A 23,980-nucleotide genomic window follows, 5' to 3' on the forward strand; every position below is an offset into this window, starting at 1 on the left:
CGCGTACGTGGGTCAGAGGCCGAGCTGTCGGCGTACCTCGGCGGCCACCCGGCCCCCCTCGGCCTGGCCGGCCACCGCGGCCTGGGCCGCCTTCATGGCCGGGCCCATCTGCGCCTTGCCGGTGAAGCCGCCGGCGGCGAGTGCCCCCGCGACCAGCTCGGCCAGCTCGTCGTCGGAGAGCTGCTTGGGCAGGTAGCGGTCCAGCACCTCGCCCTCGGCGATCTCCTTGGCGGCCTGCTCGCCACGCCCGGCGTCGGCGAAGGCGGTGGCGGCCTCGCGCCGCTTCTTCGCCTCCTTGGTCAGCACCGCGAGCACCTCGTCGTCGGTGAGCTCGCGCTTGGCCTTGCCGGCGACCTCGGCGGTGCCGACGGCCGCGAGGGCCATCCGCAGGGTGGAGGTGGTCAGCTCGTCGCGCGCCTTGAGAGCGGCGCGCATGTCGGCGGTGAGGCGGTCCTTCAGCGTGCTCATGGACGGTCAAACTACCCTGAACGCCATGCGAAAGCGCACACTATTCCGCCTTGCCGCCGGAACCGTCGCCGTGGGCACGGCCACCCTGGCGTACGCGTCGCTCGTCGAGCGCAACATGTTCACCCTGCGGCGGTACGACGTGCCGGTGCTGCCAGCCGACGCGGAGCCGCTGCGCGTGCTGCACCTGTCGGACCTGCACATGATGCCCGACCAGGCACGCAAACAGCAGTGGGTGGCGTCGTTGGCCGCCCTCGACCCGGATCTGGTGGTGGTCACCGGCGACAACATGGCCCACCCCGACGCCGTCCCCGGGGTGCTGCGGGCCCTGCAGCCGCTGCTGGACTTCCCGGGCGCGTTCGTCTTCGGCTCGAACGACTACACCGGGCCGGTCTGGAAGAACCCGTTCACCTACTTCCTGCCGAACCGGGAGTACGCCGAGGGCGTCGAGCTGCCCCACGAGGAACTGCGTGACGTGCTCACCGGGGCCGGCTGGGCGGACCTCAACAACGCCCGGACGTCGGTGAAGGCCGGGGGCCGACTGGTGGAGCTGGTCGGCGTGGACGACCCGCACGTCGAGCGGGACGACTACGAGGCCGTCGCCGGGCCGGTCTCCGCCTCGGCCGACCTCGCGATCGCGCTCGCGCACTCCCCCGAGCCGGCGGTGCTGGACCGGATGGCCGCGGACGGCTTCGGCCTGCTGCTCGCCGGGCACACCCACGGCGGTCAGGTCTGCGTGCCGGGCTACGGGGCGCTGGTGACCAACTGCGGGCTGCCCCGGTCGATGGCGCGCGGGCTGCACCGCTGGCCCGGATCGGACTCCTGGCTGCACGTTTCCGCCGGCCTGGGCACCCACCCCACCGCCCCGGTGCGGTTCGCCTGCCCGCCGGAGGCGAGTGTGCTGACGCTCATCCCCCGCTGACGGATGCCCCCTTCCCGCCTGCTTCCTCCGGCGTGTCGCGCCGGGTGGGAGAAGGCTTCGGAGGCGCTTTGGAGCTGATGACGTAGACGACTCAGGGCGGCGCCCGGCTTCGGTCCTGTTCCCGGCGACGGGCCGTCGGGGGCGGGCCGGGTCGAGGGGGTACCGAGTTTGACCACCGGAGCGGGTGGGCTACTATTTGTCGGCACGCCTCGGGGTGTGGCGCAGCTTGGTAGCGCGCTTCGTTCGGGACGAAGAGGTCGTCGGTTCGAATCCGGCCACCCCGACCAGAGGTAACAGCAGGTCAAGGCCCCTCCACGGAGGGGTCTTGATTCATTTCTAGGAGTCATCGCTCCTTCGGAGGCAGCGAGAAGGCAGCAAACGACGCGAGCACCCTGCGATCCCGGTCACGCGTTGAGTGCGTGTAGCGGTCCAGAGTCGTGGACGTCTGCTCGTGACCCATAACCTTCGCCACGTCGTTGATCGGCACGCCGTCGGAGACGAGCCAGGTCGCGTACGAGTGCCGAAGATCGTGGAACCGGAGTCCGATGGGCAGGCCTGCTCGTTGCAGGGATGGCTTCCAGATGCGCGCCCGGAACGTGCCGCGCTTGAGCGGTTCGCCCGTCCGGGCGACGAAGATCAAGCCTTCTGCACCCGTCTCGAAGGACTGCCGGTGGTCGGTCAGCGCTTGGACGACGAACGGCGGAAGCGGCACGGTCCGCCTGCCAGCTCGTAACTTCGGGTACGGCTTGAGCGTCACATGCCCGGACACCTCCTCCACGACGCGCACCACCCGGAGGGCGCCCGCGGCCAGGTCTACGGCATCCCAGCGGAGCCCGACGCACTCGCCCCAGCGGAGACCGGTGCCGGCGGCAACGGCGACCAGAGCCCGGTACCGATCCGGGACTGCGGGCAGGAGCTTGCCGAACAGCTCCGAGCGGGCGATGACCAGCTCGTCAGTGTCCATGCGGCGGCGGGGTGGCAGCCGGACGCCCTCGCAGGGGTTGAACCCGATGAGCCGGTCCCGCACCGCCGATCGAAGGACTCCAGAGGTGAGGCGGTGGCACCCGCGAACGGTGGCAGGCGACAGCCGCTCCCCCAGCTTGGTCACCCACTCCTGAACGGCCGAGTGCTCAATCTTCGCCAGCGGCACCGTCCCCCACCGTGGCAGAACATGGTGCGCATGATCGACGCATCACGCGCAGCGGTCGCCTTCTCGTCGTTGCGGTTACTCAGCCAGCGCTCCCCGTAGTCCGCGAAGCGGAGCCGCCCGGCGTCAGGGGCGACGTACGTTCCCCGGTTCAGCGCCCGACTGACAGTGTGGGTTCGATTCCCCGTCACCCGCTTCACGCTCGAAGGACCAGTCCGGATAGATAGGTGGCGGTCTGGCATTCTATGCGGATGCGACAGGTCACCGTGCTCGGCAGTTCTGGTGCCTTTCCCGAGCCGGGCCGTGCCTGTAGCGGTTTCGCCGTGGACTGGGACGGCTACCGCTTGGTGCTTGACCTGGGCTACGCCACGCTGCCGCGGTTGCTCGGGCACTGGCCAGATGGTGCAGTGGACGCTGTCGTCATCACTCATGAGCATCCTGACCACTGCATTGATCTGCACGGGCTGTTCCGGATGCGGTTTTATGGTGAGCCTGGGAAACCACGGCTGCCGTTGTACTGCCCGGCAGGCGTGCTCGACCGGATCAGCGGCCTAGAGCCCGACGTCGACCTACATGCAGTCTTCGACATGCACCTGCTGCCCGGCAGCTACAGGGTCGGTCCGTTCGACCTCACCGGGCTGTCGCTCCCGCACTACGTGCCCAACGCAGGCATCCGTATACAGGCCGACGGGATAGCCTTGGCCTACTCTGGGGACACCGGCCCGACCCCCGCGCTGGCCGAACTGGGCCGTGACGCTGACCTGTTCATCGTCGAGGCCACCGACCGCGACGGCGAGACCAGCCGCCCCACACGCAATCTACTGACCTCCACCGAGGCCGGTCTCTGGGCGCGTCGGGCGGGTGCCCGCCGACTGATGCTCACCCACTTTTGGCCAGGCAATGACCGGGCAGCCGCAGTAGCCGCCGCGCAGGTGGAGTTCGACGGTGCTGTGCTGGCGGCCGAAGAAGACCTCACCCTCGCACTTGGGACACCAGATCGCTGACCGCCCCTCGTCACGGCGTGCCCGAGTGGCCATTGCGTGCCCGTGCAGCGGTGAGCGAAGGGGAACCGCGGGGAGGAGCCGGTCGACTAGGACTTGCCTACTAGCCGGAAAGCAGTGAGGAGGTAGCGAACCCGCTGACAGTTTTAGGGCAAGGACCGTCAGCGCCGATGCCGTAGCCGCACTGATCAGCACCAGACAGCATTGGACGGCAATGCGCGACGCGCCGCAGCCGCGTTCGGGACGAAGAGGTCGTCGGTTCGAATCCGGCCACCCCGACCAGAGGTAAGTGAAGGTCAAGGCCCCTCCACCGAGGGCCTTGATTCGTTTCCGGCGGTCACTGCTCCTCCGAAGGCAGCGAACGACGCGAGCACCCTGCGATCCCGGTCACGAGTCGAGTGCCTGCAGCGGCGCGGGTGGGGCCGAGGAGTGCGTCGACGCGGCTGATGAACTGTCGGACGGCGGGCCGCCGGCGGTGGGGCCAGTTGGGCTTGCAGGTTGCGTAGGTAGCGGGCGGCTCGGGCCGACCGCAGCCGCGAGGTCAGAGCCAACGCTTCCGCGCCGATGGCACAGGCCCGTTCCGGTTCCTTCTGCTTTGCTTGCACGGTGGCGAGCAGGGCGAGGTTGAAGGCCTTGCCGCGTACGTAGTGCTCGAGGGCCTGCGCGCGGAACGGCAGTGGCGGATCGAGGCTCAGTTGCCCGCGCCACATCCCCGCCATGTCACAGATGCGCCGTGCCGTGTGTCAGTGCAGTGAGGAACTCAAGACACCGGCATCCGCACAACGAGGAGCACACCTGATGTCCACCACCCACGTCGTCGTCACCCTCCTGGCCGCCGCCATGGTCGGCTTCTCGGCCGCCTCCGTCTTCCTCCGCGCCCAGTGGGTCGTGCAGCCGCTGGCGGACTACGGCGTACCCCGCTCGTGGTGGCCCTGGCTGGGCACGGCCAAGGCCACCGGGGCGGCGGGGCTGGTGGCCGGCCTGTTCGTGCCGGTCGTCGGCGTCCTGGCCGGGGTCGGCCTGGTGCTGTACTTCGCCGGGGCCGTCGTCACCGTGGTCCGGGCGCGCTCGTACTCGCACATCCCGTTCCCGCTGCTGTACGCGGCGCCGGTGGTCGGGTCCCTGGCGCTGGTGTTCGCCGCCTGAGCAGCGTGGACGGCCCCGGACGGTGCGGTCGCGTGTGCGACCCACCGTCCGGGGCGTCGACGGTTCAGTTGACCTTTACCGGTGCCGAGCGCAGCTCGTTGTCGTACGGGAGGGCGTCCCGCGCGTCGACCAACTCGGCAACCACCCGGAACGAGACCTTGCCGATCGCCAGGTCGTCGGCCGTGACGGTGTAGTCGATGTCGAAGCGGGTGGTCTTCCCCGTACCCGTACCCGTGGCCGGGACCGGGCGGGTGGACGACCCGACGGAGGCGTAGCCGGTGGGACCGCTCCGCTCGAGGTCGACCCGGACGGTCTCGTCGTACCGGGTGTTCTGGACCTGGACGGTGACTCCGATGGTCTGCCCCACCCGCGCCGTCGACGGCACGTTCAGCTTGACGACGGCGACGTCGTGGGTGCGGACCGGCACCACGTGGGTGACCGACGCGGTGCGCCCGTCGAGTGTCCGCACGGAGAGCCGGACGGTCCAGTCGCCGTCGCCGGGAAACCGGTGGACCGGGTACGCCTCGGTCGACGTCGTCCCGTCGCCGAAGTCCCACGCGAAGGAGGCGATGCCGGCGCCGGCCGGGTCGTAGGCGGAGCTGCTGAGGCTGACCTGGTCGTACGAGCTGAGGTCGCTCGGGTAGTGGTAGAACTCGACCGTCGGGTCGGGCGCCACGTCGAGCTGGAAGGTGTGCGAGGCGCTGCCGTCCGAGCCGACCTGGAACAGGTACGTCCTGCCGGCCTGGGCAACGAAGGTCAGCGGGCGGTAGTCGTAGAGGCGCGTGCACCCCACCCGGGAGAGCGCGGTCAGCGAGGAACCCGTGTAGGCGGCGATGCCGGCATAGCCCGGGTTCGTCCGGGCCGTGACCGAGCCGGTGGTCGTCGGCGTGTACGCGTACCAGGCCGTGTAGGTGGAGGTGACGCAGGACGTGGGCTCCCCGGCCTCGGCGGTCGCGCCGGCGTAGTTCTGGGTGTTCGCGTACGGCAGCCTGCCGACCGTGATCGCGTCGGCGAAGTCGTCGTTCGCGGGTGCCGCGACCTGGTCGAGTGAGAACCGGAGCGAGCCGCCCGTGGTGTCGCCGTAGCCGCCGGTGCCGACCATGAAGTGGTACGTCGTGCCGGCGGCGACCGCGAAGCGGATCCGGGACCGCTGGCTGCCGTTGTCGTCGTTGCAGGCCACCCGCGTGAGCGACCCCTGCTCACCGGTCCAGGCCGAGAGCACCGTGTAGTAGTCGCTGCCGAACGTGTGGGCCTCGACGCGGCCGTCCACGGTCGGGGTGAAACTGAACCAGACGGACCCCTTGTTGGCACAACCGGTCGGGTCGGTCGGGTCCGACGTGGCGTCGGTGGTGTCGATGGTGGTGGTGAAGGGAACGTTCTCCACCGTCACCGCGGCGGAGAAGTCGTCGTTCGTCGGTGCGGCGTAGGCGGCGGTCTGCCCCGCGACGAGCAGGGTGACCACCCCCGTGAACGCGACGGCGAGCCGGGCGACACTGCGTCTGACCACTGAGATCCTCCTGGGCCCCGTATCCCACATGGATGTTGACCGCCCGACCGTACGACGTCGGGCGCAGCGGCATAGTTAAATGAACCACTGGTTTTGGTTAAGGGACTGCGTGGGTGGTGCCGGAGTCCGCAGAGTCGGCCGTTCGGGCTGGTCGGCACGGGCTCGACCGGGCCGCCGCGAGCGGTGGTGGCGAGGGCGGATCGCCGGCCCGGCGCCCGCTGCCCCGACCGGACGGGCGAACGCCCCCGGGCCGGAGAGTCCGCTGACGGAGCCTTCGGCAGGGGCTTCCGAGCTGTTCAACGGCGGTCATGTCGGTGGTCGACCGTCCGCAGTTGATCGAATCGCCTGGCATTGTTGACGGCATGACCGCGCTGATCCGACCCCGTCTGACCGATTGGACCTTCGTCGTACCCGCGCTGGCGGTCGTGCTGCTCGCCCTCACCTGGGGGCGCGACGTCTCCGGGATCACGGTCGCGGTGGTGGCCGCCTTCCTGGCCGGCGCGGTGCTCGCGGCCGTCCACCACGCCGAGGTGGTCGCACACAAGGTCGGCGAACCGTACGGCTCGCTGGTGCTCGCCGTGGCGGTCACCGTCATCGAGGTCGCGCTGATCGTCACCCTGATGATCAGCGGCGGGGAAAAGACCCAGTCGCTGGCCCGGGACACCGTCTTCGCCGCCGTCATGATCACCTGTAACGGCATACTCGGGTTGTCCCTGCTGATCGGGGCGCTCCGCCGCCGGGTGGCGGTGTTCAACCCGGAGGGCACCGGCGGGGCGCTGGCCACCGTGGCCACCCTCGCCACCCTGAGCATGGTGGTGCCGAACTTCACCACCGCCCGGCCCGGGCCCCAGTTCTCCCCCGCCCAGCTGACCTTCGCCGCGGTGGCGTCGCTCGCCCTCTACCTGCTCTTCGTCATGGTGCAGACCGGCCGGCACCGCGACTACTTCCTCCCCGTCACCAGCGACGGCAGCGTCGTGGACGCCGACGGCGACGGGCACGCCGACCCGCCGTCGACGCGTACCGCGCTGGCCAGTCTCGGCCTGCTGATCATCTCACTGGTCGCCGTGGTCGGCCTGGCGAAGACCGTCTCCCCCGCCATCGAGGCGGGCGTCGCCGCCGCGAACCTCCCGCCGGCCTTCGTGGGCGTGGTCATCGCGCTGCTCGTGCTGCTTCCCGAGACCCTCGCCGCGGCCCGAGCCGCCCGGCGCGACCGGGTGCAGATCAGCCTGAACCTCGCCCTCGGCTCCGCGATGGCCAGCATCGGCCTCACCATCCCGGCGATAGCGGTCGCCACGATCTGGCTGGAGGGGCCGCTGCTGCTCGGCCTCGGCGGCACGCAGATGACCCTGCTGGCGCTGACCGCGGTGACCGGCGTGCTCACCGTCGTCCCCGGTCGGGCGACCGTGCTCCAGGGCGGGGTGCACCTGGTGCTGCTCGCGGCGTTCGTCTTCCTCGCCGCCAGCCCCTGACCGAGGGTCACCGCCCGGACGGTGACCCTCGGCGGGTCAGGGAGCCGCCGACACGGTGGTGGCGCCCCCGGCCGAGACGACGCGGATCTCGGTGACGGTGGCCGGCAGCAGGGCCGCGTCCCGACCGGCGTCGATCCACGGGCCGGAGCCGGCCCGCCAGCCGAGCGCCGCGCCCTCGGCGGCCACCAGCACGCCCTGTCCCCCGCCTAGACAACGTGGAGGGCCCCGAGGTTCACCGGGCTCCGGAGATCGGTGCCGGAACGGCGCAGCGGCCGCGCCCCGGACGGAAGACCGGGGGCGCGGCCGCTGCGGACCGGCGGTGACCGTCAGGCCGGGGCGATGAAGTATCCCGACTGGTCGACCACGGTCCCGGTCGAGCCCTTGCTGTTGTTGAGGACCTCGATCCGGCCGGTGTAGTCGGCCTTCACCAGGGCCGCGTTCGAGGCGGTCTCCCCCGCGACGAAGTTGACGTTCGACGCGGTCGGCGGCTGCTCACGAGCCGGGTACCCGGTCAGCACCCCGGCGGCCGTGGGGGCGGTCACCGTCAGGTTGAGCACGGCGGCCGTCGGCCTCGGGCAGATCGCGCACTGCCCCTGGAAGGCCGCCACGAACCTGGCCTTCTCGTACGCGCTCAGGGGCGCGACCTGCGGGCGGTTCTCCCAGCCGTAGCCGTTGCGGGTGTCGGCCACCCGGTACGGCCCGACCGGCACGAAGAGCTGGTCCGCCCCGGAGGTGGCGGAGCCGAAGTAGCCTGCCAGATCCGCCACCACGTGGGTCGTGCCCGAGCTGGCGTTGCGGATCAGCACCCGGCCGGCGGTGACCGGCACCATCACCAGGTTGGGGATGGTCTGGCCGGTCACGAAGTTCAGGCTCGACGCCACCGGTACGGGCGAGCCGTCCGGGTAGACGGTGAGCACGCCGTTCGCGGTCGGCCGGGTGACCGTCACGTTGAGCACCACCGCGGTGGCGTCGGCCGGCAGCCGGCCGGAGAGGTCCAGCCGGAGCTGGCTGTTGGCGGCGATCGGTGTGCCCGCCCCGGTGCGGGTGTCCAGCACCCGGGTCGGGGCGAGCGGCTTCAGCCCGGAGCCCTGCCGACCGTAGAAGCCCTGCAGGTCGGCGACGAGGTGCACCGTGCCGCTACCGGTGTTGCGGATCCGGATCTTCCCGTTGCTCATCGGCACGGTGACCAGGTTCGGCACCGTCTCCTTGGCGACGTAGTTGACGTTCGAGGACGTCGGCAGCTTCGTGCCGTCCGGGTAGACGGTGATGAAACCCGCGGCGGTCGGCCGGGTGACCGTCACGTTGAGCACCAGTGCGGTGATGTCCGTGGCCGGCACCCCGGCGACGCTCGGCACGGAGAGCACGATCTCCGAGTTCGCCGGCACCGGGGTGGTGGTGGCGACACCCGTGGCCGACCGGGTGTCCAGCACCCGGGTCGGCGCCACCGGCGTGTAGAGCGCGCCGAGGATCGTGCAGGCCTGGTACGCGCCGGTGTCGATCGTCGTACGGAAGCCGTCAAGGCTGCTGTACGTCTGCACGCAGCCGGCCCCGGCACGACGGAACGAGTGGTCCTGCGTGGTGGCGCTGGTCACCCGCCAGTACCGCTCGCCGTCGAAGCGGTACGCGATCGTCGACCCACCCTGCCGGGTGGGCCACATGTACAGCGGCCCCGCGTTGGCGGTGACCGTCAGCGGGCCGGCGCCGGCCCGGTGCCTGATGCCGGTCTCGAAGTTGCGCAGCCCGCCCTGGGCCTCGACCGCGCCACGGTCGACGTACCGGGAGCCGGTGCCGGTGTTGGCCACGTCCGGGTTGTCGGCCCGCGCGTTACCGAAGAAGTCCGTCGCGGCGACACCCGGCGCGGTGTCGTCGGCGGAGTCGACCGCCGGCGACTGCGGACTGACCGTCCAGTGCGGACGGACGCTGTGGGCCGCCCCGAGGACCAGCAGCGGGTCGGCGGTGACATCGTGCCCGGCCTGCCCGGTCGCCTGCCGGAACGCGGCCAGGTCGACGTAGCTCTCGCCGCCCCAGGAGTAGAGGGCGCCGCCCGTGACCGGGTCGATCAGGTTGTGGTCGACGACGGTGCCCTCCGTCGCGTCCCCGGCCACGGAGATCGCCGTGGCGTTCCCGGGGATGCTGCACGCCGCGCGGCTCTGGTTGGTGCGGACGATGTTGTTCCGGACGCTCACGCCGGTCGATGCCCCGATCACGTCGACGCCGGTGCGGCAGTTCGTCACGACGGTGTTGTTGGTGACCACGGCGCCCGGGGCGTCGCTGACCCGCACGCCGCCGTAAGAGAGCTCGTTGTTGACCACCACCGCGCCGGTGACCCCGGCCTCGACGGCGACGCTGGGCAGGTGGCCGGGCAGGTTGGCCAGGAAGTTCCTGCTGACCGTGACGTCGGCCGACGCGCCGGTCACGCGGACGGTGCCGGCGGCGCGGCTGGCGACCCCGTCGAGGCTGTCCACCGTGACCCGGGTGGCCCCGTCGACCAGCACCAGGGGCTGCTCGGAATACCCGACGAGACGGAAGCCCTCGACCCGGACGTCGTGCACCCCGGCCAGGGTGACGACCGGACCGGTGAGCACTCCGCTGACGGTGTTGCCGACCCGGACGGTGCCGCCCGGGCCGTTGACCGCGCGAATCGTGATCGGCGCGGTCTCGGTGCCGGACCGGTCGACCGTGACCGCCTCCGGGTAGTCGCCCGGCTGCACCAGCACCGTCTGGCCGGGCTGGGCGGCGGCCACCGCCGCCGAGATCGTGCAGTAGGGCGCGTCCATGCTGCCGCCCCCACCCGCTGCGCAGTCCTTGTTGCTCACGTACAGCTCGCTCGCCGCCGCCTCGGTGACCGGCGTCGGCGCCGCGACCGCCGCGACCGCCGCCGGGGCCACCAGGCCCGCACCACCCACCAGGGGTACGACCGCGAGGCGCGCCCATGCGCGAATGTCCATCAACCATCCCCGTGAAAGTCGATCATGTGGTGCGCCGAGAATATCGCGATGCCCGCCGATGTGAGCAGCGCGGATCGGTCGATGCCCCCGGCCCGTTCGGCCGAACCGGTCAGTCGTGCCGTTCGGTGCGCTCGATCTCGGTGAACGCCGCGCCCAGGTAGCCCTCCACCGGCCGGCCCGTCACCGCGAGCAGGTCGGCGACGAGCAGTGGAGCGTGCCGGGCGATCGCCGCCGGGACGGGCGGGGCGTCGTCCTCGCCCGGGTCGTACACGCCGAGCGCACCGGCCAGCAGGACGAGCACCACGTGCGGGTCGACGTCGGGGCGCCACGGAGCGGCCGCCCGGACGCACCGCTCCAGCACCTGCCGGACGTCGTCGCCGTCCAGCCCGTCCGGGTGGGTCTCCTCCAGCAGCAGCCGCACCACCGCGCCGAGCACCAGACCGGAGCGCTCGGTGCCGACCAGCCGCGCGGTCGCCACCTCGTACGCCTCGCCGTCGCGAGCCCTGGCCGCCTCGACCGCGTCGGTGGCGGCGCCGGCGATCTCGCGGGCCGGTGCGGGCAGGTGTCGCCAGGTCACGCTCACCGGGCCAGCATGGCAGAGCCGACCGACAACGCCCGCCGACGTGGCTTCGATCACGCCGCAGGCGGGGGGCGGCAAAATCCTGTCGCGGCCTGTCGGCCCCGGCGGACAGAATCGCGGGCATGCTGCGCCGATCCCTCCCCCGCCGTCCGGAAGCCCGACGCATCCTGCTCGGCACCCTGCTGTCGGCGATCGGGCGCGGCCTCACCCTGCCGTTCCTGTTCATCTACCTGACCGACGTGCGCGGCCTCTCCGACCCGCGCGCCGGCCTGGTCATCGGCTGGTACGGCGCGGTCACCCTGGCGCTCTCCCCGCTGGGCGGGACGCTGATCGACCGGTTCGGCGCCCGCCGGGTGGTGCTGCCGGCGCTGCTGATCGAGGCGATCGGCACCGGGTCGCTGGCCGTGGTCGACTCGACCGCCTCCGCGTTCGGGGTGGCCACCGTGATCGCGATCGGCGGCTCGGCGATCTGGTCCGGGCAGAACACCATCCTGGCCTCGCTCACCGCCGACGACGAGCGGCAACGGGTGTACGGCCTGAACTTCGCCCTGCTCAACCTCGGCATCGGCGTGGGCGGTCTGACGTCGGGTGCCATCGTGGACGTCGCCCGCCCGGCGACCTTCCAGCTGATCTACCTGCTCGACTCGCTCAGCTACCTGACGCCGGCGATCATCCTGCTCACCCTGCCGCACGTCGGGCACCGGCTCGCCGCCGGTCCGGCCGGCGCGAAGACGGCCGGCGGGGGTTACCTGACCGTGCTGCGGGACCGCCCGTTCCGCCGCCTGGTCATCTTCGGCCTGGTCCTCACCACCTGCGGGTACGCCCAGATCGAGGTGGGTTTCACCGCGTACGCGGTCCGGGTGGCCGAGGTGACCCCGCGGGTGGTCGCCTGGGCGCTGGCCGGCAACACCGTGATGATCGTGCTGTCCCAACTGCTGGTGATCCGGCGGATGGAGGGGCGTAGCCGTACCGGCGGGCTGGCGCTGGTGGGCGCGGTCTTCGCGACCGCCTGGCTGGTCCTCGGCGCGGCCGGCCTGCTGAGCACGGGCAACGCGCTGGCCGCGGCGCTGGGCGTGGTGGCCTGCGCGGCGATCTTCGGGTTCGGCGAGACGATGCTGTCGCCGGTGATGCCGGCGCTGACCAACGCGCTCGCCACCGACGAACTGCGCGGCCGGTACAACGCGATGAGTTCGATGATCTTCGGGATCAGCGGGGTGATCGGCCCGGTCACCGCCGGCCCGCTGATCGGCGCCGCCGACGGCAAGGTCTGGGTCGCCGTCGTGGTGGGTGGCTGCCTGGCCGCCTCACTGATCGCCCTCTCCCTGCGCCCCCTGCTCACCGCGATCCAGGACGGCCGCACCCCCACCCCCACCCCCACCCCTACGCCCGTCGCCGCCTGATCCGCCGGGCGCCGGCGGGGCCGGGAACCGACGAACGGGGACGGGCCCCGGAGCGGATGCTCCAGGGCCCGTTCGCGGGTGGGTCCTGCCGTCAGGCGGCGGGGACCTCGGCGGTGGTGCGGATCCGGTCCAGGGCCGGCGCGGAGACCGGCGAGGACGCGGTCAGGTACGCCACGAACGCGTCCAGGTCGATCATGCCGGTGACCTGGTTCGTGCCGCCCTTGAGGACGCTGAACCCGTCGCCGCCGCCAGCCAGGAAGTTGTTCACCGTGACCCGGTAGGTGGCACCGTCGGTGACCGCCACGCCGCCGAGGGTGAGGCTGCCCCGGACGACCCGGGTGCCGGCGCACGGGTCGGTGGTGGTGCCGGTGGTGCCGTTCACGTCGACGGTGTAGTGGACCGACGAGGACGGGTAGAGCGTCCGGCCGACCACGAACTGCTGCTCCAGCATGCAGTAGAGCTGCGCCCCGGTGAGGTCGAGCGTCACCAGGTTGTTGGCGAACGGCTGGACCGTGAACGCCTCCTCGTAGGTGACCAGGCCGGCGTCGAGGTCGGCGCGGACACCGCCGGGGTTCATGAACGCGCCGAGCGCGCCCTGCTCGTCGTCGGTCGCGGCGTACTGCGCGTCGGCGATCACGTTGCCGAGTGGGGACTCACCCTTGGCCGTACCGAAGAGGGTCTCCTGGACGCGGTCGAGCTTCTCGTTGGTCTTGCCGACGACCTTGGTGGCGACCGGGCCGAGCGCCGCCTTGTAGTGGGTGATCAGATCGGTCTGCGCCCGGCTCCTGTCGACGTCCCGGGTGACCACGACGTTGTTGGCCTTGGCGGTGAGCACGTCGCCGGTCTGCCGGTCGATCTTCAGGTCGATGTCGGTGACCAGGCGGCCGAAGGAGCTGGCGCTGGTGACCAACTTGCCGTTGATCTCGCAGTTGTACGCCTGGTGGGTGTGCCCGCTGACCACCACGTCGATGGACGGGTCCATCCCGTTGGCGATGTCGACGATCGGGCCGGTGAAGCCCTTGCAGTCGTTGATGCCGCCGGTCGCGTCCTGCTGGCCGCCCTCGTGCAGCAGCACGACGATGGTCTCCACGCCCTGGGCGCGCAGGATGCGGGCGTACTTGTTGGCGGTCTCCGCCTCGTCGCTGAAGGTGAGGCCGGCGACGCCCTCCTGGGAGACGATCTGCGGGGTGCCCTCCAGGGTCATCCCGATGAAGCCGACCTTGACGCCGTCGACCTTCTTGACCGCGTACGGCGGCAGCAGCGGCTGGCCGGTGGCGGTCTTGAACGCGTTCGCGGAGAGGTACTTGAAACCGGCGCCCGCGTACGGGGTGCCGTCCGCGCAGCCGTCGACCGGGTGGCAGCCGCCGTTCTGGATACGCAGCAGCTCGTTGGCGCCCTCGTCGAACTCGTGGTTGCCGACGCTGGCGAAGTCCAGCCCGGCCATGGTGAGCGCCTCGATGGTCGGCTCGTCGTGGAAGGCGGCGGAGAGCAGCGGAGAGGCGCCGATCAGGTCGCCGGCCGCGACCGTGATGGTGCGCTCCCGCTCCTCCTCGGTGGCGCCGCGCAGCTTGGCGAGCTGGGTGGCGAGGTACTCCGCGCCGCCGGCGAACTGGCCGGCGATGGTGCCGCTGGAGCCGGTCGGCGGTTCGAGGTTGCCGTGGAAGTCGTTGAGGGCGAGCAGCTTGACGTCGACCGGCTTGGGACCGGCCTCAGCCTGGCTCGGTTGGACGGCGACCGTGCTCAGCGCGGCCGCGGCGAGTGCGGTCAGGCCGATGGCGGCCCGACGCATCCCGGGGACGGACATGGAACTCCTCGTGAGGTTCGGCGTTGACGTCGCACGGGCGATGGTTCGCCCGGCCACCCTGATTCGTGCCGTGACAGGGGTAGATCGCGAATGGCGGCGGTCGGGGGTCGCCGCTGCGTCGGGAGACAGCTTCTCATCTCCGCCCATCGCCGGTCGACTGGGGAAGTCGAACAGACCTGCGGATACGCGAGGTGGCCTGGCCTGGACGTTCGGACCATTCCGACATGACGGGTAGGTGAAAACGGCCCGGCGATCCGGCGTCGGATTCCCGTCGGTGGCGCCGACCAGGCGGCCCGGGAGCGGGACGGCAGCGCCGGCGAGGGCGACCGCGGGGTCAGAAGCCGCAGGTCTGGCCGGCGGCGTGGCTGACCTGCACGGTGTGGGTGACGCAGCCGCCGTGGTCGACCGCGTGCAGCAGGAACGCGGTCGGCTCGTCGACCCAGCCGATCTCGTCGTCGGCGCGCATGGTCAACGACGCCTGCCGCCAGGTGCTCGGCGCGACGGTGAGCACGGTGCCGGCGTACGCGGTGGTCACCGGGCGGTGCAGGTGGCCGGCGGCGACGCGTACCACGTGGGGGTGTCGGCGGACGACCTCGGCGAGCGCGTCACCGTCGGCGAGCCGGATGGCGTCGGCGGCCGGGACGCCGACGGCGACCGGCGGGTGGTGCACGCAGACCACGGCGGGCACGTCCGGGCGGCCGGCCAGCACCCCGTCGAGCCAGCCGAGCTGGTCGTCGCCGAGCCGGCCACCGCCCTGGCCGGGGGCCAGCGAGTCCAGCACCACGACGGTCACGTCCGGATGGTCGACGTGGTAGTACGCGGAGAAGCCGCCACCCAGGTACGGGGTGCCGCCGAAGGCGTCCAGCAGCGACTCCCGGTCGTCGTGGTTGCCGGCGACCAGGTGCACCGGCAGCGGATACCGGCCGATCACCTCGCGCAGCGCCGCGTACTCATCGGGGCGGCCCTGGTCGACCAGGTCGCCGGTGATCACCACGCAGTCCGGGCGGGGGCGCAGCGCCAGTACCCGGCCGAGCGCGCGGTGCAGGCCGGCGGCGGGCGCGGCGGCGAGCACGCCGGTGGTCACGTGCGGGTCACTCAGCTGGGCGATGAGCATGGCTCCTCCACTGCGACCGGGACCCTCACGCTAACCCCGGCACGCCCCCGGCGCGGCCCCGTCGCGCAGCCCAACAGGCCCTGTCCACAGCCTGTGGATGGCACATGTGTACGAACAGCAGATGATCTTTACGTGGGCGGAGCGCCACCGGCTGAGTACGCTTGATCGCAGCCCCGGCGCCGACCGGGCCCCTCCCCCACCTGGAAGAACGTGGATCACGAGCGAGTCGTCCGCGACGTCACGGTCCGCCTGCCGATGGCGTCGACCGCCGTCGAGGCGTGCCAGTGGACGGTGACCGCGCTCGCCCGGTACGCCCCCGCGACGATCTCCGTCCTGCTCCAGGTCCACGACCGGCTGCGCTGTATCGCCGCCACCGGTTCGTGGCAGGTCTTCTCCACCGTGCCGCCCAAGTCCGGCATCGTCGGCCGGGTCTACGCCTCCGGCGAGGGGGCCACGGTGCCCGACGTCGCCGCCGACCCGGACTACCTCCCGCTGCGCCCCGACGTCACCGCCGAGATCTGCGTACCGGTACTCGACCCGGCGGGCCGCCCGATCGGGGTGCTCGACCTCCAGTGGAGCGGGCCGGCCGAGCTGGGGCCGTGGCGGCAGACCGCCGACCGGCTGGCCGGCCGGCTCGGCGCGCGGATCGTGGCGCTCGGGGGGCCGCCGGCCGAGAGCCGAAGCGAGAAGCTGCTGCGGCACGCCACCGCCCTGACGTCCGCCCCCACCGAGTGGGACCTGATGGGTACTGCGCTCACCGCGGCCCGGGACGTCTCCACCCTCTCCGCCGCCGTGCTGGTGTTCGCCGGCCAGCCCGGCCCCCGGCTCGGCGCCCCGACCGGCGCGTCCGGCGAGTTGGAGTCCCGCATCCGGGCCGAGCTGACCGAGGCCGGCGCCGGGCCGCTCGGCCGGATGGTGGCCCGCGCCCACCGGCACGGCACCGCGTACACCCTCGGCGAGGCGGGACACCCGCCGACCGACGAGTACGAGCCGCTGGCCCGGGCGGGGGCGCGCACCCTGGTGTCGGTGCCGGTCGGCCCGCCCGACTCCGGCGGGGTGCTGCTGGTCGCCGACGAGCGGCTGCTGCGGCCGGACCCGACCACGGTCAACCTGATCGAGCTGCTGGCCGGGCAGGCCTGGGGGGCGCTGGACCGGCTGCGTACCCTGGCCCGGCTCCGCGAGCAGGCCAACTCCGACCCGCTCACCGGGCTGCGGCACACCGGGCCGTTCGGCCAGCGGATCAGGGCGGCCACGCCGGGGCGTACCGCCCTGCTCGCCATCGACGTGGACGGGTTCAAGGAGGTCAACGACACGTACGGCCACCAGGCCGGTGACCGGCTGCTGGTCGGGTTGGCCCGGGCGCTGGAGGGGGCGCTGCGCCAGGGCGACGAGCTGTACCGGGTCGGCGGCGACGAGTTCGTCGCGGTGATCGAGGTGAGCCGCCCCGAGGAGGCGGTCCGGATCGCCGAACGGCTGACCGAGGCGGCCCGGCGTACCGGCCGCACCATCAGCGTCGGCGTGGCCCTCCCCCAACCCGGCGAGTCCGCCGAGCTAACCCTCCGCCGAGCCGACCAGGCCCTCTACGCCGTCAAGCGCCAGGGCCGCGACGCCGTCCGCCTAGCCACCCCCTGACACCCCCCACTTCCCCCACCCCCACCCCCGTCCCCGCCCCCATCCCCGCGATCTTGCACTTTCGGCCCCCGCTTTGCACGCTTTGTCCCGTTTACCCTGGACCCAAACTGCAAGATCGGCGCGGGGTGGGCGGGGCGGGCGGGGTGGGCGGGGTGGGGTGGGGTGGGCGGGGTGGGGCGGGGGTGGGGGGTTAGGGGTGGGTTAGTTGTTCGGCGAGGAGTTCGGCGATCTGGGCGGTGTTCAGGGCGGCGCCCTTGCGGAGGTTGTCGCCGGTGACGAAGAGGTCGAGGGCGCGTGGGTCGTCCAGGGCGCGACGGATCCGGCCGACCCAGGAGGGGTCGGTGCCGACCGCGTCGATCGGCATCGGGAACTCGCCGGCGGCGGGGTCGTCGACCAGGATCACGCCGGGGGCGTTGCGCAGCGCCTCCCGGGCGCCCTCGGCGTCCACCTCGGTGGCGAAGACCGCGTGCACCGCCACCGAGTGGCCGGTCACCACCGGCACCCGTACGCAGGTCGCGGAGACCTTGAGGTCGGGCAGGCCGAGGATCTTGCGCGACTCGTTGCGGATCTTCATCTCCTCGGACGACCAGCCCAGGTCGGCGAGGGATCCGGCCCACGGCACCACGTTGAGCGCCAGCGGCGCGGGGAACGGGCCGAGGTCGTCGCCGACCGCCTGGCGCACGTCGCCGGGGCGGGAGCCGAGCACCCGGTCCCCGGCGATCTTGCCGAGCTGGAGGTGCAGCGCGTCCACGCCGGCCTGACCCGCCCCCGACACCGCCTGGTACGAGGCGAGCACCAGTTCACGCAGCCCATACTCGCGGTGCAGCGGGGCGATCGCCACGATCATGGCGAGAGTCGTGCAGTTGGCGTTCGCGATGATCCCCTTGGGCCGGTTGCGGACCTGCTCGGGGTTGATCTCCGGGACCACCAGCGGCACGTCCCGGTCCATCCGGAACGCGCCGGAGTTGTCGACCACGATCGCCCCGCGGCCCACCGCGACCGGCGCCCACTCGGCGGAGACCTCGTCCGGTACGTCGAACAGGGCGACGTCGACGCCGTCGAACGCCTCCGGGGTGAGCGCCGCGACGGTCAGCTCCTCGCCCCGGCAGCGCACCTTCCGCCCGATCGAGCGCTCCGAGGCGAGCAGCCGGATCTCACCCCAGACGTTGCGCCGGGAGGAGAGCAGCTCGCACATCACGGCCCCGACGGCGCCGGTCGCCCCGACGACGGCGAGCGTGGGCTGCGCCGACACGGGCGCTACCGTCCCGTCCCCGCGTAGACCACGGCCTCGGAGTCGCCGCCCAGGTCGAACGCCTCGTGGATGGCGCGGACCGCCTTGTCCAGGTCGGTGTCCCGGCAGACCACGGAGACCCGGATCTCCGAGGTGGAGATCATCTCGATGTTGACCCCGGCCGCGCCGAGCGCGGCGAAGAAGCCGGCCGCGACACCGGGGTGCGACCGCATGCCGGCGCCGATCAGCGACACCTTGCCGACGTGGTCGTCGTAGAGCAGGCCCCGGAACTTGACCGCTTCCTGGATCTTGCTGAGCGCGGCCATGGCGGTGGGTCCGTCGGTCTTGGGCAACGTGAACGAGATGTCCGTGCGGCCGGTGCCCTCGGTGGAGACGTTCTGCACGATCATGTCGATGTTGATCTCGGCGCCGGCCACGGTGTCGAAGATGCTGGCGGCGGCGCCCGGCTCGTCCGGCACGCCGACGATCGTGATCTTGGCTTCACTGCGGTCGTGGGCGACCCCGGTGATCAGTGCCTGTTCCACGGGAAGGTCCTCCATCGATCCGGTGACCATGGTGCCGGTGTTGGTCGAGTATGACGAACGGACGCGGATCGGCAACCCCGCGCGCCGCGCGTACTCCACGCTGCGCAGGTGCAGCACCTTGGCGCCGCAGGCGGCCAGCTCCAGCATCTCCTCATAGGTGATCCGCTTGATGTGCCGGGCGTTCGGCACGATCCGCGGGTCGGCGCTGAAGATGCCGTCCACGTCGGTGTAGATCTCGCAGACGTCCGCGTGCAGCGCGGCGGCGAGCGCCACGGCGGTGGTGTCCGAGCCGCCCCGGCCCAGCGTGGTGACGTCCTTGGTGTCCTGCGAGACGCCCTGGAAGCCGGCGACGATCACCACCGCGCCCTCGTCGAGCGCGCCCTTGAGCCGGCCCGGGGTGACGTCGATGATCCGCGCCCGGCCGTGCACCGAGGTGGTGATCACACCGGCCTGGGAGCCGGTGAACGAGCGGGCCTCGTACCCCAGGTTGTGGATGGCCATGGCGAGCAGCGCCATGGAGATCCGCTCCCCGGCGGTGAGCAGCATGTCCAGCTCGCGGCCCGGCGGCAGCGGGCTGACCTGGTTGGCCAGGTCGAGCAGCTCGTCGGTGGTGTCGCCCATCGCGGAGACCACCACCACCACGTCGTCGCCGGCCTTGCGGGCGGCGACGATGCGCTCGGCCACCCGCTTGATGCGCTCGGCGTTGGCGACGGAGGACCCGCCGTACTTCTGCACCACGAGTGCCACGACGGTGCACTCCCTCCCAGCGACGACCCTGAGCGTGCCGACGCCGCCGGGTCAGGTGGTCCGGCGGCGCGTGTCAGACCTTCTCAGCGTATCGGTCGGTACGCGAGGACGGGTCGGGTGATCCCAGCATCCGGCGGAAGCCACCGGTCCACGACCTGCCCACGGAGGTCGCCCGGCGCCCGCCGACACGCCGGCCCGGCCGTCGGCCCGGCGGGTCCGTGGGCGGCGGGCACGCGGCGCAGAATGACCCGGTGCATGCTCATCTGCGCGCGACGCGCCGGACGACCGGCGCCCTGGCCCTGCTCCTCCCGGCGCTCCTCGCCGCCTGCACCGCCGGCCAGCCGGCCACGCCACCCACCGCCACGACCTCCGACCCCGCGCCGGCGGAGGTGGACGCGGCCCGGGACGAGCTGGCCGCGCTGGCGGCGGCGGCGCGGGATCGCCACCTCACCGCCCGCTACACCCTGACCGGGACCGACGGGCCGACCCGGGACGTCACCGTGACCAGCGCGGAGGACGGCACCTGGCGGGTCGACGTCCCGGCGGGCGCGCTCGGCGGCACCGCCGACGTCTCGCTCGCCACCACCACCGACGGGCTCTTCCAGTGCGGCCTCCCGTCGGCCGGGCGCCCCCAGGCGGCGAGCTGTGTACGCCTCGGCGACCGGGGCGACACCGTGCCGCGCCAACTGGACCCCCGGGTGCAGCACCCGTTCACCGACTGGCTGGAGGTGCTCACCGACCGGCGGACCCCGCTCGCGGTCTCCCCGGCCACCGCGCCGCCGGGCGTGGCCGGAAGCTGCTACGCGGTGGAGACCACCTCCGCCTCGCTCAACCCGCCGCTGGACGTCGGGATCTACTGCTACCAGCCGGACGGGACGCCCACCTACGTCCGGGCCGCCCTCGGCACGCTCACCCTGGCCGGGCCGCCCGGTCCGGCGCCGGCCACCGCGCCGCTGGCCGGGCCCGTGGTGGTCGCCGAGCCGCTGGGCCTGGACGCGCCCTCGCCGAGCGACAGCCCGAGCGCGGGAACGCCGTGAGCCGGCGTGGCGTTACGGGTGCGCTTGCCCACATTTGTCCCACCCGGCGAGGCGGGTGAATCGCCCATACGGCACGCTCTTGGCATGGTCGACCTCACCCCGCTGCTCGCCTTCCGCTGGAGTCCCCGGGCCTTCGACCCGGCCGCCGAGCTGACCGGGGACGAGGCGTCCTCGCTGCTGGAGGCCGCCCGCTGGGCTCCCTCGGCGGGCAACGCCCAGCCCTGGCGGTTCGCCCTCGGGCACCGCCACGACGAGACCTGGAAGCGGACCCTGGTCAGCCTCCCGGAACCCGACCAGCGCTGGGCGCGGCACGCCGCCGCCCTGGTGGTGGGCGCGCACGCCGGCCTCGACCCGGAGCGGGCCGCGTACGACCTGGGGCAGGCGATGGCCCACCTCACCGTGCAGGCCACCGCGCTCGGCCTGCACGTGCACCAGCTCACCCGCTTCGACCGCGCCGCGCTCTGCGCCGACCTTGACCTGCCGCCAGCCGTACGCCCGCTGGTGGTGGCCGCCGTGGGACAGCTCGGCGACCCGTTCGACCTTCCCGAGGAGCTGCGACACCGGGAGACCGGGCTGCGCCGCCGGCACCCGGTGCACGCCCTGCTGCTGCGCTGACGCACCCGGCTCCACCCGCCCCTGCCCGCCCCGCCCGGCGGTCACGCTCCGCAACCGTCCGGGAGGCACAACTGCCGTGAGCGTGATACCTGACAGGCATCGAAATACCTCTGAGGTATCGCGCTCATTCGCATGATGCTTACCGGCACGCCGGGCCTCGACAGCCCGGCGGACGACGGTCACCCTCCCCGGCTCGCCCGGAGCAGCACCGCCCCCGCCTCGGTGCCCCGGTAGCGGACATGACGGCCCTGCCGGACCCGGGAGACCAGCCCGGCGGCGTGCAGGGCGGCCAGGTGCTGGGAGACGTTCCCGGCCGACATCCCGGTCCGCCGGGCCAGGTCGGTGGTGGTGGCCGGGTTTTCGAGCAGGTGGAGCAGCGCCGCCCGGCCCGACCCGATCACCCGCGCCAGCGGGTCGCCGGGTGGCGCCGGGACCGCCTCCCAGAGGGTGGCCACCGCCCGCACCGGGTACGTCCCGCCGGGCGGCGAATCCTCCAGCAGGTTCCACAGCACCCGGCGGTCGGTGAAGACGCCCGGGTTGAGCGCCAGACCGCGCCCCCCCAGGTCGAAGTCGAGCCGCCACGGGTCGTCGCTCACCACCCGGTCACCCGCCCACCGCAGGCTCGGGTGCAGGTGGTCGAAGAACCGGCCGGCCCCGTGCTCGGCGAGCGTGCCGGCCCGGTGCGCGATGTCCGCGTCCAACAGCGCCCGCATCCGGGGCCAGTCCGGCGCGACCGCCTCGTCGTGCCACACCCGCAGTGCGGTGACGAGTTGCGGCAGCAGGCCGCGCGGATCGTCGCGCAGGGCCGCGCCGAAGGGGCTCAGCGGACACGACGGCGTGGTGGCCAGCAGGTCCCGGACCACCACGTCGGACGGGGTCGCGGCGATCTGGTCGAGCTGCTCGTCGAATTCCACGTCGGGGCGGGTGGGCGGCGGGGTGAGGAAGTCCGGCAACCAGCGGCGCGGGCGGGTCAGCTCGGTCAGCGGGCGGACCCGGACGGCCACCTCCGGCCGGCGGAGCACCCGCCGGGCCCGGTCGATCCATGGCAGGTGCACGGCGTGCCGGACCGGGTCCTCGAGAGCCCAGAAGCTGGAGACCGTCTCCCAGACCGGGGACACCGCGAACCGCACCCCGGCGACGTCCGCGGTCTCGAACCGCAGCTGCGACATCCTCCACCCCCCGTCGAGAATTCGGCTCAGCCTAAAAGGCTCGACCCGCCCGCGGGGGGCGCGGTTTGCTCGACGGTCATGGGGATCAGGGACACGATGCGCACCGCCGTCCGGCACGTCGTACCGCCGGCCGGGCTGACCCGCGCCCTGGCCGTGCAGGCCATGGTGTACGCCGTCGGCAGCGGCCTCTTCCACGCCGGCAGCGCGGTCTTCTTCACCCGGGCGCTGGGGCTCAGCCCGACCCAGGTGGGGCTCGGGTTGTCGCTGGCCGCCGGGGTGTCCCTGATCGGCACGGTCCCGCTCGGCACGCTCACCGACCGGTACGGCCCGCAGCGGGTCTGGGTGGTCTGCCTGCTGCTCGACGCGGCGCTCTTCTCGACGTACCCGTTCGTGGGCGGCTTCGCCGGGTTCCTCGCCGTGGTGGTCGCCCTGGGCGTGGTGGACGCCGCCGCCGGGGTCGCCCGGCAGGTCTACTCGATCAACGTGCTCCGGCCCGAGGAGCGGGTGACCGCGCTGGCCTACCAGCGCTCGGCGCTGAACGTCGGGTTCGGGCTCGGCGCGGTGATCAGCGGCCTGGTGCTGGCCGTCGACACGATCGCGGCGTACCGGGGGATGGTCTGGTTCATCGCGACGGTGATGCTGGTCACGGCGGTCTTCGTCCACCGGCTGCCCCGGCTCCCCGAGGTGGCCCGGCCGACCGAGCCGATGAGCCGGCTGGCGGTGCTCCGCGACCGGCCGTTCATGGCGGTGTCGCTGCTGTCCGGGCTGCTCACCGCGCACCAGACGCTCTACCTGACGGTCATGCCGCTCTGGGTGCTCAGCCACACCGACGCCCCGAAGACGGTGATCGCCGCGCTGGTGCTGCTGAACACGATCCTCGTCGTGCTGCTGCAGGTACGCGCCAGCCGGGGCGCCGACACGGTCGCCGGAGCGGGCCGGGCCACCCGCCGGGGGGCCCTGCTGATCGCGCTGTTCTGCCTGGTCCTGCCGATCTCCGGGCTGACCCGGGGAACGCTCACCATCGTCGTGCTGGTGGCCGCCGCGGCGGTGCTGACCGTCGCCGAACTGATCGAGTCGGCGGGCGCCTGGGGGCTCACCAGCACCCTGCCGCCCGCCGCGCAGCGCGGCGCGTACGTCGGGGCGTTCCGGCTCGGCAGCCAGCTCCAGTTCCTGGCCGGCCCGGCCGGGCTGACCGCGCTCGGCGTCACCACCGGCGGCTGGGGCTGGTTCCCGATGGCCGCGCTCTTCGCGCTCGCCGCGCTGGCCGCGGCGCCCCTGGTGGCCTGGGCCGAACGGACGCCGCGCCTCGGCGAGGCCGCTCCGGAGCCGGCGGAGGCGGCCGTGACTCCGGTCCCATAGTCCGGACCTGCCTTCCCACCCCTCGTCTCACCACGTAGGGTGACCCTGTCATGTGGCAGGCGTACCTCCTCCTTGGTCGCCGCGACGAGGCCTGACCGGCCGGCACCTCGTCGCGGAGTCGAACCGCGCCGTCCAGCACATC

Annotated in this window: 20 protein-coding genes, 1 tRNA gene and 1 pseudogene; 10 read left to right on the forward strand and 12 right to left on the reverse strand. The window is 72.6% G+C overall.

Features of this window, described 5'->3' with window-relative positions; genetic code table 11:
- Positions 1-12: 12 nt before the first annotated feature.
- The gene (locus tag AB0I41_RS04720; protein ID WP_357101847.1) at positions 13-468 is read right to left on the reverse strand and encodes a GatB/YqeY domain-containing protein; all 456 of its coding nucleotides are present in this window, start codon (positions 466-468) and stop codon (positions 13-15) included.
- A gap of 25 nt (positions 469-493) precedes the next feature.
- Here AB0I41_RS04720 and AB0I41_RS04725 point away from each other — a divergent pair, with 25 nt between their 5' ends.
- Together AB0I41_RS04725 and AB0I41_RS04730 are read left to right on the forward strand one after the other, a co-directional pair.
- Positions 494-1,387, forward strand: a complete 894-nt coding sequence (locus tag AB0I41_RS04725; protein WP_357101849.1) for a metallophosphoesterase — start codon at positions 494-496, stop codon at positions 1,385-1,387.
- A 210-nt stretch (positions 1,388-1,597) separates the two neighbouring features.
- Positions 1,598-1,674: transfer RNA gene (locus tag AB0I41_RS04730), tRNA-Pro, on the forward strand.
- Positions 1,675-1,730: 56 nt separating this feature from the next.
- Here the strand turns inward: AB0I41_RS04730 and AB0I41_RS04735 are convergent.
- Positions 1,731-2,537, reverse strand: coding sequence for a site-specific integrase (locus tag AB0I41_RS04735; RefSeq protein WP_357101851.1), 807 nt, complete (start codon positions 2,535-2,537; stop codon positions 1,731-1,733).
- Between the two features lie 248 nt (positions 2,538-2,785).
- On the opposite strand from AB0I41_RS04735, the gene AB0I41_RS04740 reads away from it, so the two are divergent.
- Entirely contained in the window at positions 2,786-3,538 is a 753-nt protein-coding gene (locus AB0I41_RS04740) for an MBL fold metallo-hydrolase (RefSeq protein ID WP_357101853.1), read from the forward strand.
- Between the two features lie 409 nt (positions 3,539-3,947).
- Here AB0I41_RS04740 and AB0I41_RS04745 read toward each other — a convergent pair.
- Positions 3,948-4,206 (reverse strand): annotated as a pseudogene (locus AB0I41_RS04745) (XRE family transcriptional regulator); the annotation flags it as partial.
- 127 nt (positions 4,207-4,333) lie between these two features.
- On the opposite strand from AB0I41_RS04745, the gene AB0I41_RS04750 reads away from it, so the two are divergent.
- Entirely contained in the window at positions 4,334-4,681 is a 348-nt protein-coding gene (locus AB0I41_RS04750) for a DoxX family protein (protein ID WP_357101855.1), read from the forward strand.
- Positions 4,682-4,745: 64 nt separating this feature from the next.
- Here AB0I41_RS04750 and AB0I41_RS04755 read toward each other — a convergent pair whose 3' ends face one another.
- Entirely contained in the window at positions 4,746-6,188 is a 1,443-nt protein-coding gene (locus tag AB0I41_RS04755) for a PKD domain-containing protein (RefSeq protein ID WP_357101857.1), read from the reverse strand.
- Between the two features lie 362 nt (positions 6,189-6,550).
- Here AB0I41_RS04755 and AB0I41_RS04760 point away from each other — a divergent pair, with 362 nt between their 5' ends.
- Positions 6,551-7,657, forward strand: a complete 1,107-nt coding sequence (locus AB0I41_RS04760; RefSeq protein WP_357101859.1) for an ionic transporter y4hA — start codon at positions 6,551-6,553, stop codon at positions 7,655-7,657.
- Positions 7,658-7,693: 36 nt separating this feature from the next.
- Here AB0I41_RS04760 and AB0I41_RS04765 read toward each other — a convergent pair whose 3' ends face one another.
- The 3 genes from AB0I41_RS04765 to AB0I41_RS04775 form a co-directional block, all read right to left on the reverse strand.
- Positions 7,694-7,849 carry a hypothetical protein gene (locus AB0I41_RS04765; RefSeq protein WP_357101861.1) on the reverse strand — a complete coding sequence of 52 codons (156 nt, stop codon included), beginning with the start codon at positions 7,847-7,849 and terminating at the stop codon, positions 7,694-7,696.
- 134 nt (positions 7,850-7,983) lie between these two features.
- Positions 7,984-10,605 (reverse strand): right-handed parallel beta-helix repeat-containing protein, encoded by a 2,622-nt coding sequence (locus tag AB0I41_RS04770; RefSeq protein WP_357101864.1) that lies wholly within the window; start codon positions 10,603-10,605, stop codon positions 7,984-7,986.
- Positions 10,606-10,714: 109 nt separating this feature from the next.
- Complete coding sequence (locus tag AB0I41_RS04775; protein WP_357101865.1) at positions 10,715-11,188, reverse strand: hypothetical protein; 474 nt, start codon at positions 11,186-11,188, stop codon at positions 10,715-10,717.
- 119 nt (positions 11,189-11,307) lie between these two features.
- Between AB0I41_RS04775 and AB0I41_RS04780 the strand changes: the two genes are divergently transcribed.
- A complete protein-coding gene (locus tag AB0I41_RS04780) occupies positions 11,308-12,585 on the forward strand; it encodes an MFS transporter (protein ID WP_357101867.1) in 1,278 nt (425 codons plus the stop codon).
- Between the two features lie 91 nt (positions 12,586-12,676).
- On the opposite strand, the gene AB0I41_RS04785 is transcribed toward AB0I41_RS04780, so the two are convergent.
- Together AB0I41_RS04785 and AB0I41_RS04790 are read right to left on the reverse strand one after the other, a co-directional pair.
- A complete protein-coding gene (locus AB0I41_RS04785) occupies positions 12,677-14,389 on the reverse strand; it encodes a bifunctional metallophosphatase/5'-nucleotidase (RefSeq protein ID WP_357101869.1) in 1,713 nt (570 codons plus the stop codon).
- Between the two features lie 334 nt (positions 14,390-14,723).
- Entirely contained in the window at positions 14,724-15,503 is a 780-nt protein-coding gene (locus tag AB0I41_RS04790) for a phosphodiesterase (RefSeq protein ID WP_357101871.1), read from the reverse strand.
- 210 nt (positions 15,504-15,713) lie between these two features.
- On the opposite strand from AB0I41_RS04790, the gene AB0I41_RS04795 reads away from it, so the two are divergent.
- Complete coding sequence (locus tag AB0I41_RS04795) at positions 15,714-17,135, forward strand: diguanylate cyclase (RefSeq protein ID WP_357101873.1); 1,422 nt, start codon at positions 15,714-15,716, stop codon at positions 17,133-17,135.
- Positions 17,136-17,325: 190 nt separating this feature from the next.
- On the opposite strand, the gene AB0I41_RS04800 is transcribed toward AB0I41_RS04795, so the two are convergent.
- Both AB0I41_RS04800 and AB0I41_RS04805 read right to left on the reverse strand, forming a co-directional pair.
- Positions 17,326-18,387, reverse strand: a complete 1,062-nt coding sequence (locus tag AB0I41_RS04800; protein ID WP_357101875.1) for an aspartate-semialdehyde dehydrogenase — start codon at positions 18,385-18,387, stop codon at positions 17,326-17,328.
- A gap of 5 nt (positions 18,388-18,392) precedes the next feature.
- Positions 18,393-19,658 carry an aspartate kinase gene (locus tag AB0I41_RS04805; protein ID WP_357101878.1) on the reverse strand — a complete coding sequence of 422 codons (1,266 nt, stop codon included), beginning with the start codon at positions 19,656-19,658 and terminating at the stop codon, positions 18,393-18,395.
- A 251-nt stretch (positions 19,659-19,909) separates the two neighbouring features.
- Here AB0I41_RS04805 and AB0I41_RS04810 point away from each other — a divergent pair, with 251 nt between their 5' ends.
- On the forward strand, positions 19,910-20,695 hold the full coding sequence (locus tag AB0I41_RS04810; RefSeq protein ID WP_357101880.1) for a hypothetical protein: 786 nt from the start codon (positions 19,910-19,912) through the stop codon (positions 20,693-20,695).
- A gap of 84 nt (positions 20,696-20,779) precedes the next feature.
- Complete coding sequence (locus AB0I41_RS04815; protein ID WP_357101882.1) at positions 20,780-21,310, forward strand: nitroreductase family protein; 531 nt, start codon at positions 20,780-20,782, stop codon at positions 21,308-21,310.
- A 179-nt stretch (positions 21,311-21,489) separates the two neighbouring features.
- On the opposite strand, the gene AB0I41_RS04820 is transcribed toward AB0I41_RS04815, so the two are convergent.
- A complete protein-coding gene (locus AB0I41_RS04820) occupies positions 21,490-22,479 on the reverse strand; it encodes an ArsR family transcriptional regulator (RefSeq protein WP_357101884.1) in 990 nt (329 codons plus the stop codon).
- 78 nt (positions 22,480-22,557) lie between these two features.
- Here AB0I41_RS04820 and AB0I41_RS04825 point away from each other — a divergent pair, with 78 nt between their 5' ends.
- Positions 22,558-23,838, forward strand: coding sequence for an MFS transporter (locus AB0I41_RS04825; protein ID WP_357101886.1), 1,281 nt, complete (start codon positions 22,558-22,560; stop codon positions 23,836-23,838).
- Positions 23,839-23,980 lie beyond the last annotated feature (142 nt).

This window comes from Micromonospora sp. NPDC050200, from assembly GCF_040656135.1.
GTDB lineage: Bacteria > Actinomycetota > Actinomycetes > Mycobacteriales > Micromonosporaceae > Micromonospora.

What these genes read in the sequence shown, in the direction of transcription:
- AB0I41_RS04815 (WP_357101882.1), top strand. Translation starts at nt 20,780, where the DNA reads ATGGTCGACCTCACCCCGCTGCTCGCCTTCCGCTGGAGTCCCCGGGCC.
- AB0I41_RS04790 (WP_357101871.1), bottom strand. Translation starts at nt 15,503, where the DNA reads ATGCTCATCGCCCAGCTGAGTGACCCGCACGTGACCACCGGCGTGCTC.
- AB0I41_RS04825 (WP_357101886.1), top strand. Translation starts at nt 22,558, where the DNA reads ATGGGGATCAGGGACACGATGCGCACCGCCGTCCGGCACGTCGTACCG.
- AB0I41_RS04780 (WP_357101867.1), top strand. Translation starts at nt 11,308, where the DNA reads ATGCTGCGCCGATCCCTCCCCCGCCGTCCGGAAGCCCGACGCATCCTG.
- AB0I41_RS04720 (WP_357101847.1), bottom strand. Translation starts at nt 468, where the DNA reads ATGAGCACGCTGAAGGACCGCCTCACCGCCGACATGCGCGCCGCTCTC.
- AB0I41_RS04725 (WP_357101849.1), top strand. Translation starts at nt 494, where the DNA reads ATGCGAAAGCGCACACTATTCCGCCTTGCCGCCGGAACCGTCGCCGTG.
- AB0I41_RS04770 (WP_357101864.1), bottom strand. Translation starts at nt 10,605, where the DNA reads ATGGACATTCGCGCATGGGCGCGCCTCGCGGTCGTACCCCTGGTGGGT.
- AB0I41_RS04820 (WP_357101884.1), bottom strand. Translation starts at nt 22,479, where the DNA reads ATGTCGCAGCTGCGGTTCGAGACCGCGGACGTCGCCGGGGTGCGGTTC.
- AB0I41_RS04740 (WP_357101853.1), top strand. Translation starts at nt 2,786, where the DNA reads ATGCGACAGGTCACCGTGCTCGGCAGTTCTGGTGCCTTTCCCGAGCCG.
- AB0I41_RS04760 (WP_357101859.1), top strand. Translation starts at nt 6,551, where the DNA reads ATGACCGCGCTGATCCGACCCCGTCTGACCGATTGGACCTTCGTCGTA.
- AB0I41_RS04750 (WP_357101855.1), top strand. Translation starts at nt 4,334, where the DNA reads ATGTCCACCACCCACGTCGTCGTCACCCTCCTGGCCGCCGCCATGGTC.
- AB0I41_RS04785 (WP_357101869.1), bottom strand. Translation starts at nt 14,389, where the DNA reads ATGTCCGTCCCCGGGATGCGTCGGGCCGCCATCGGCCTGACCGCACTC.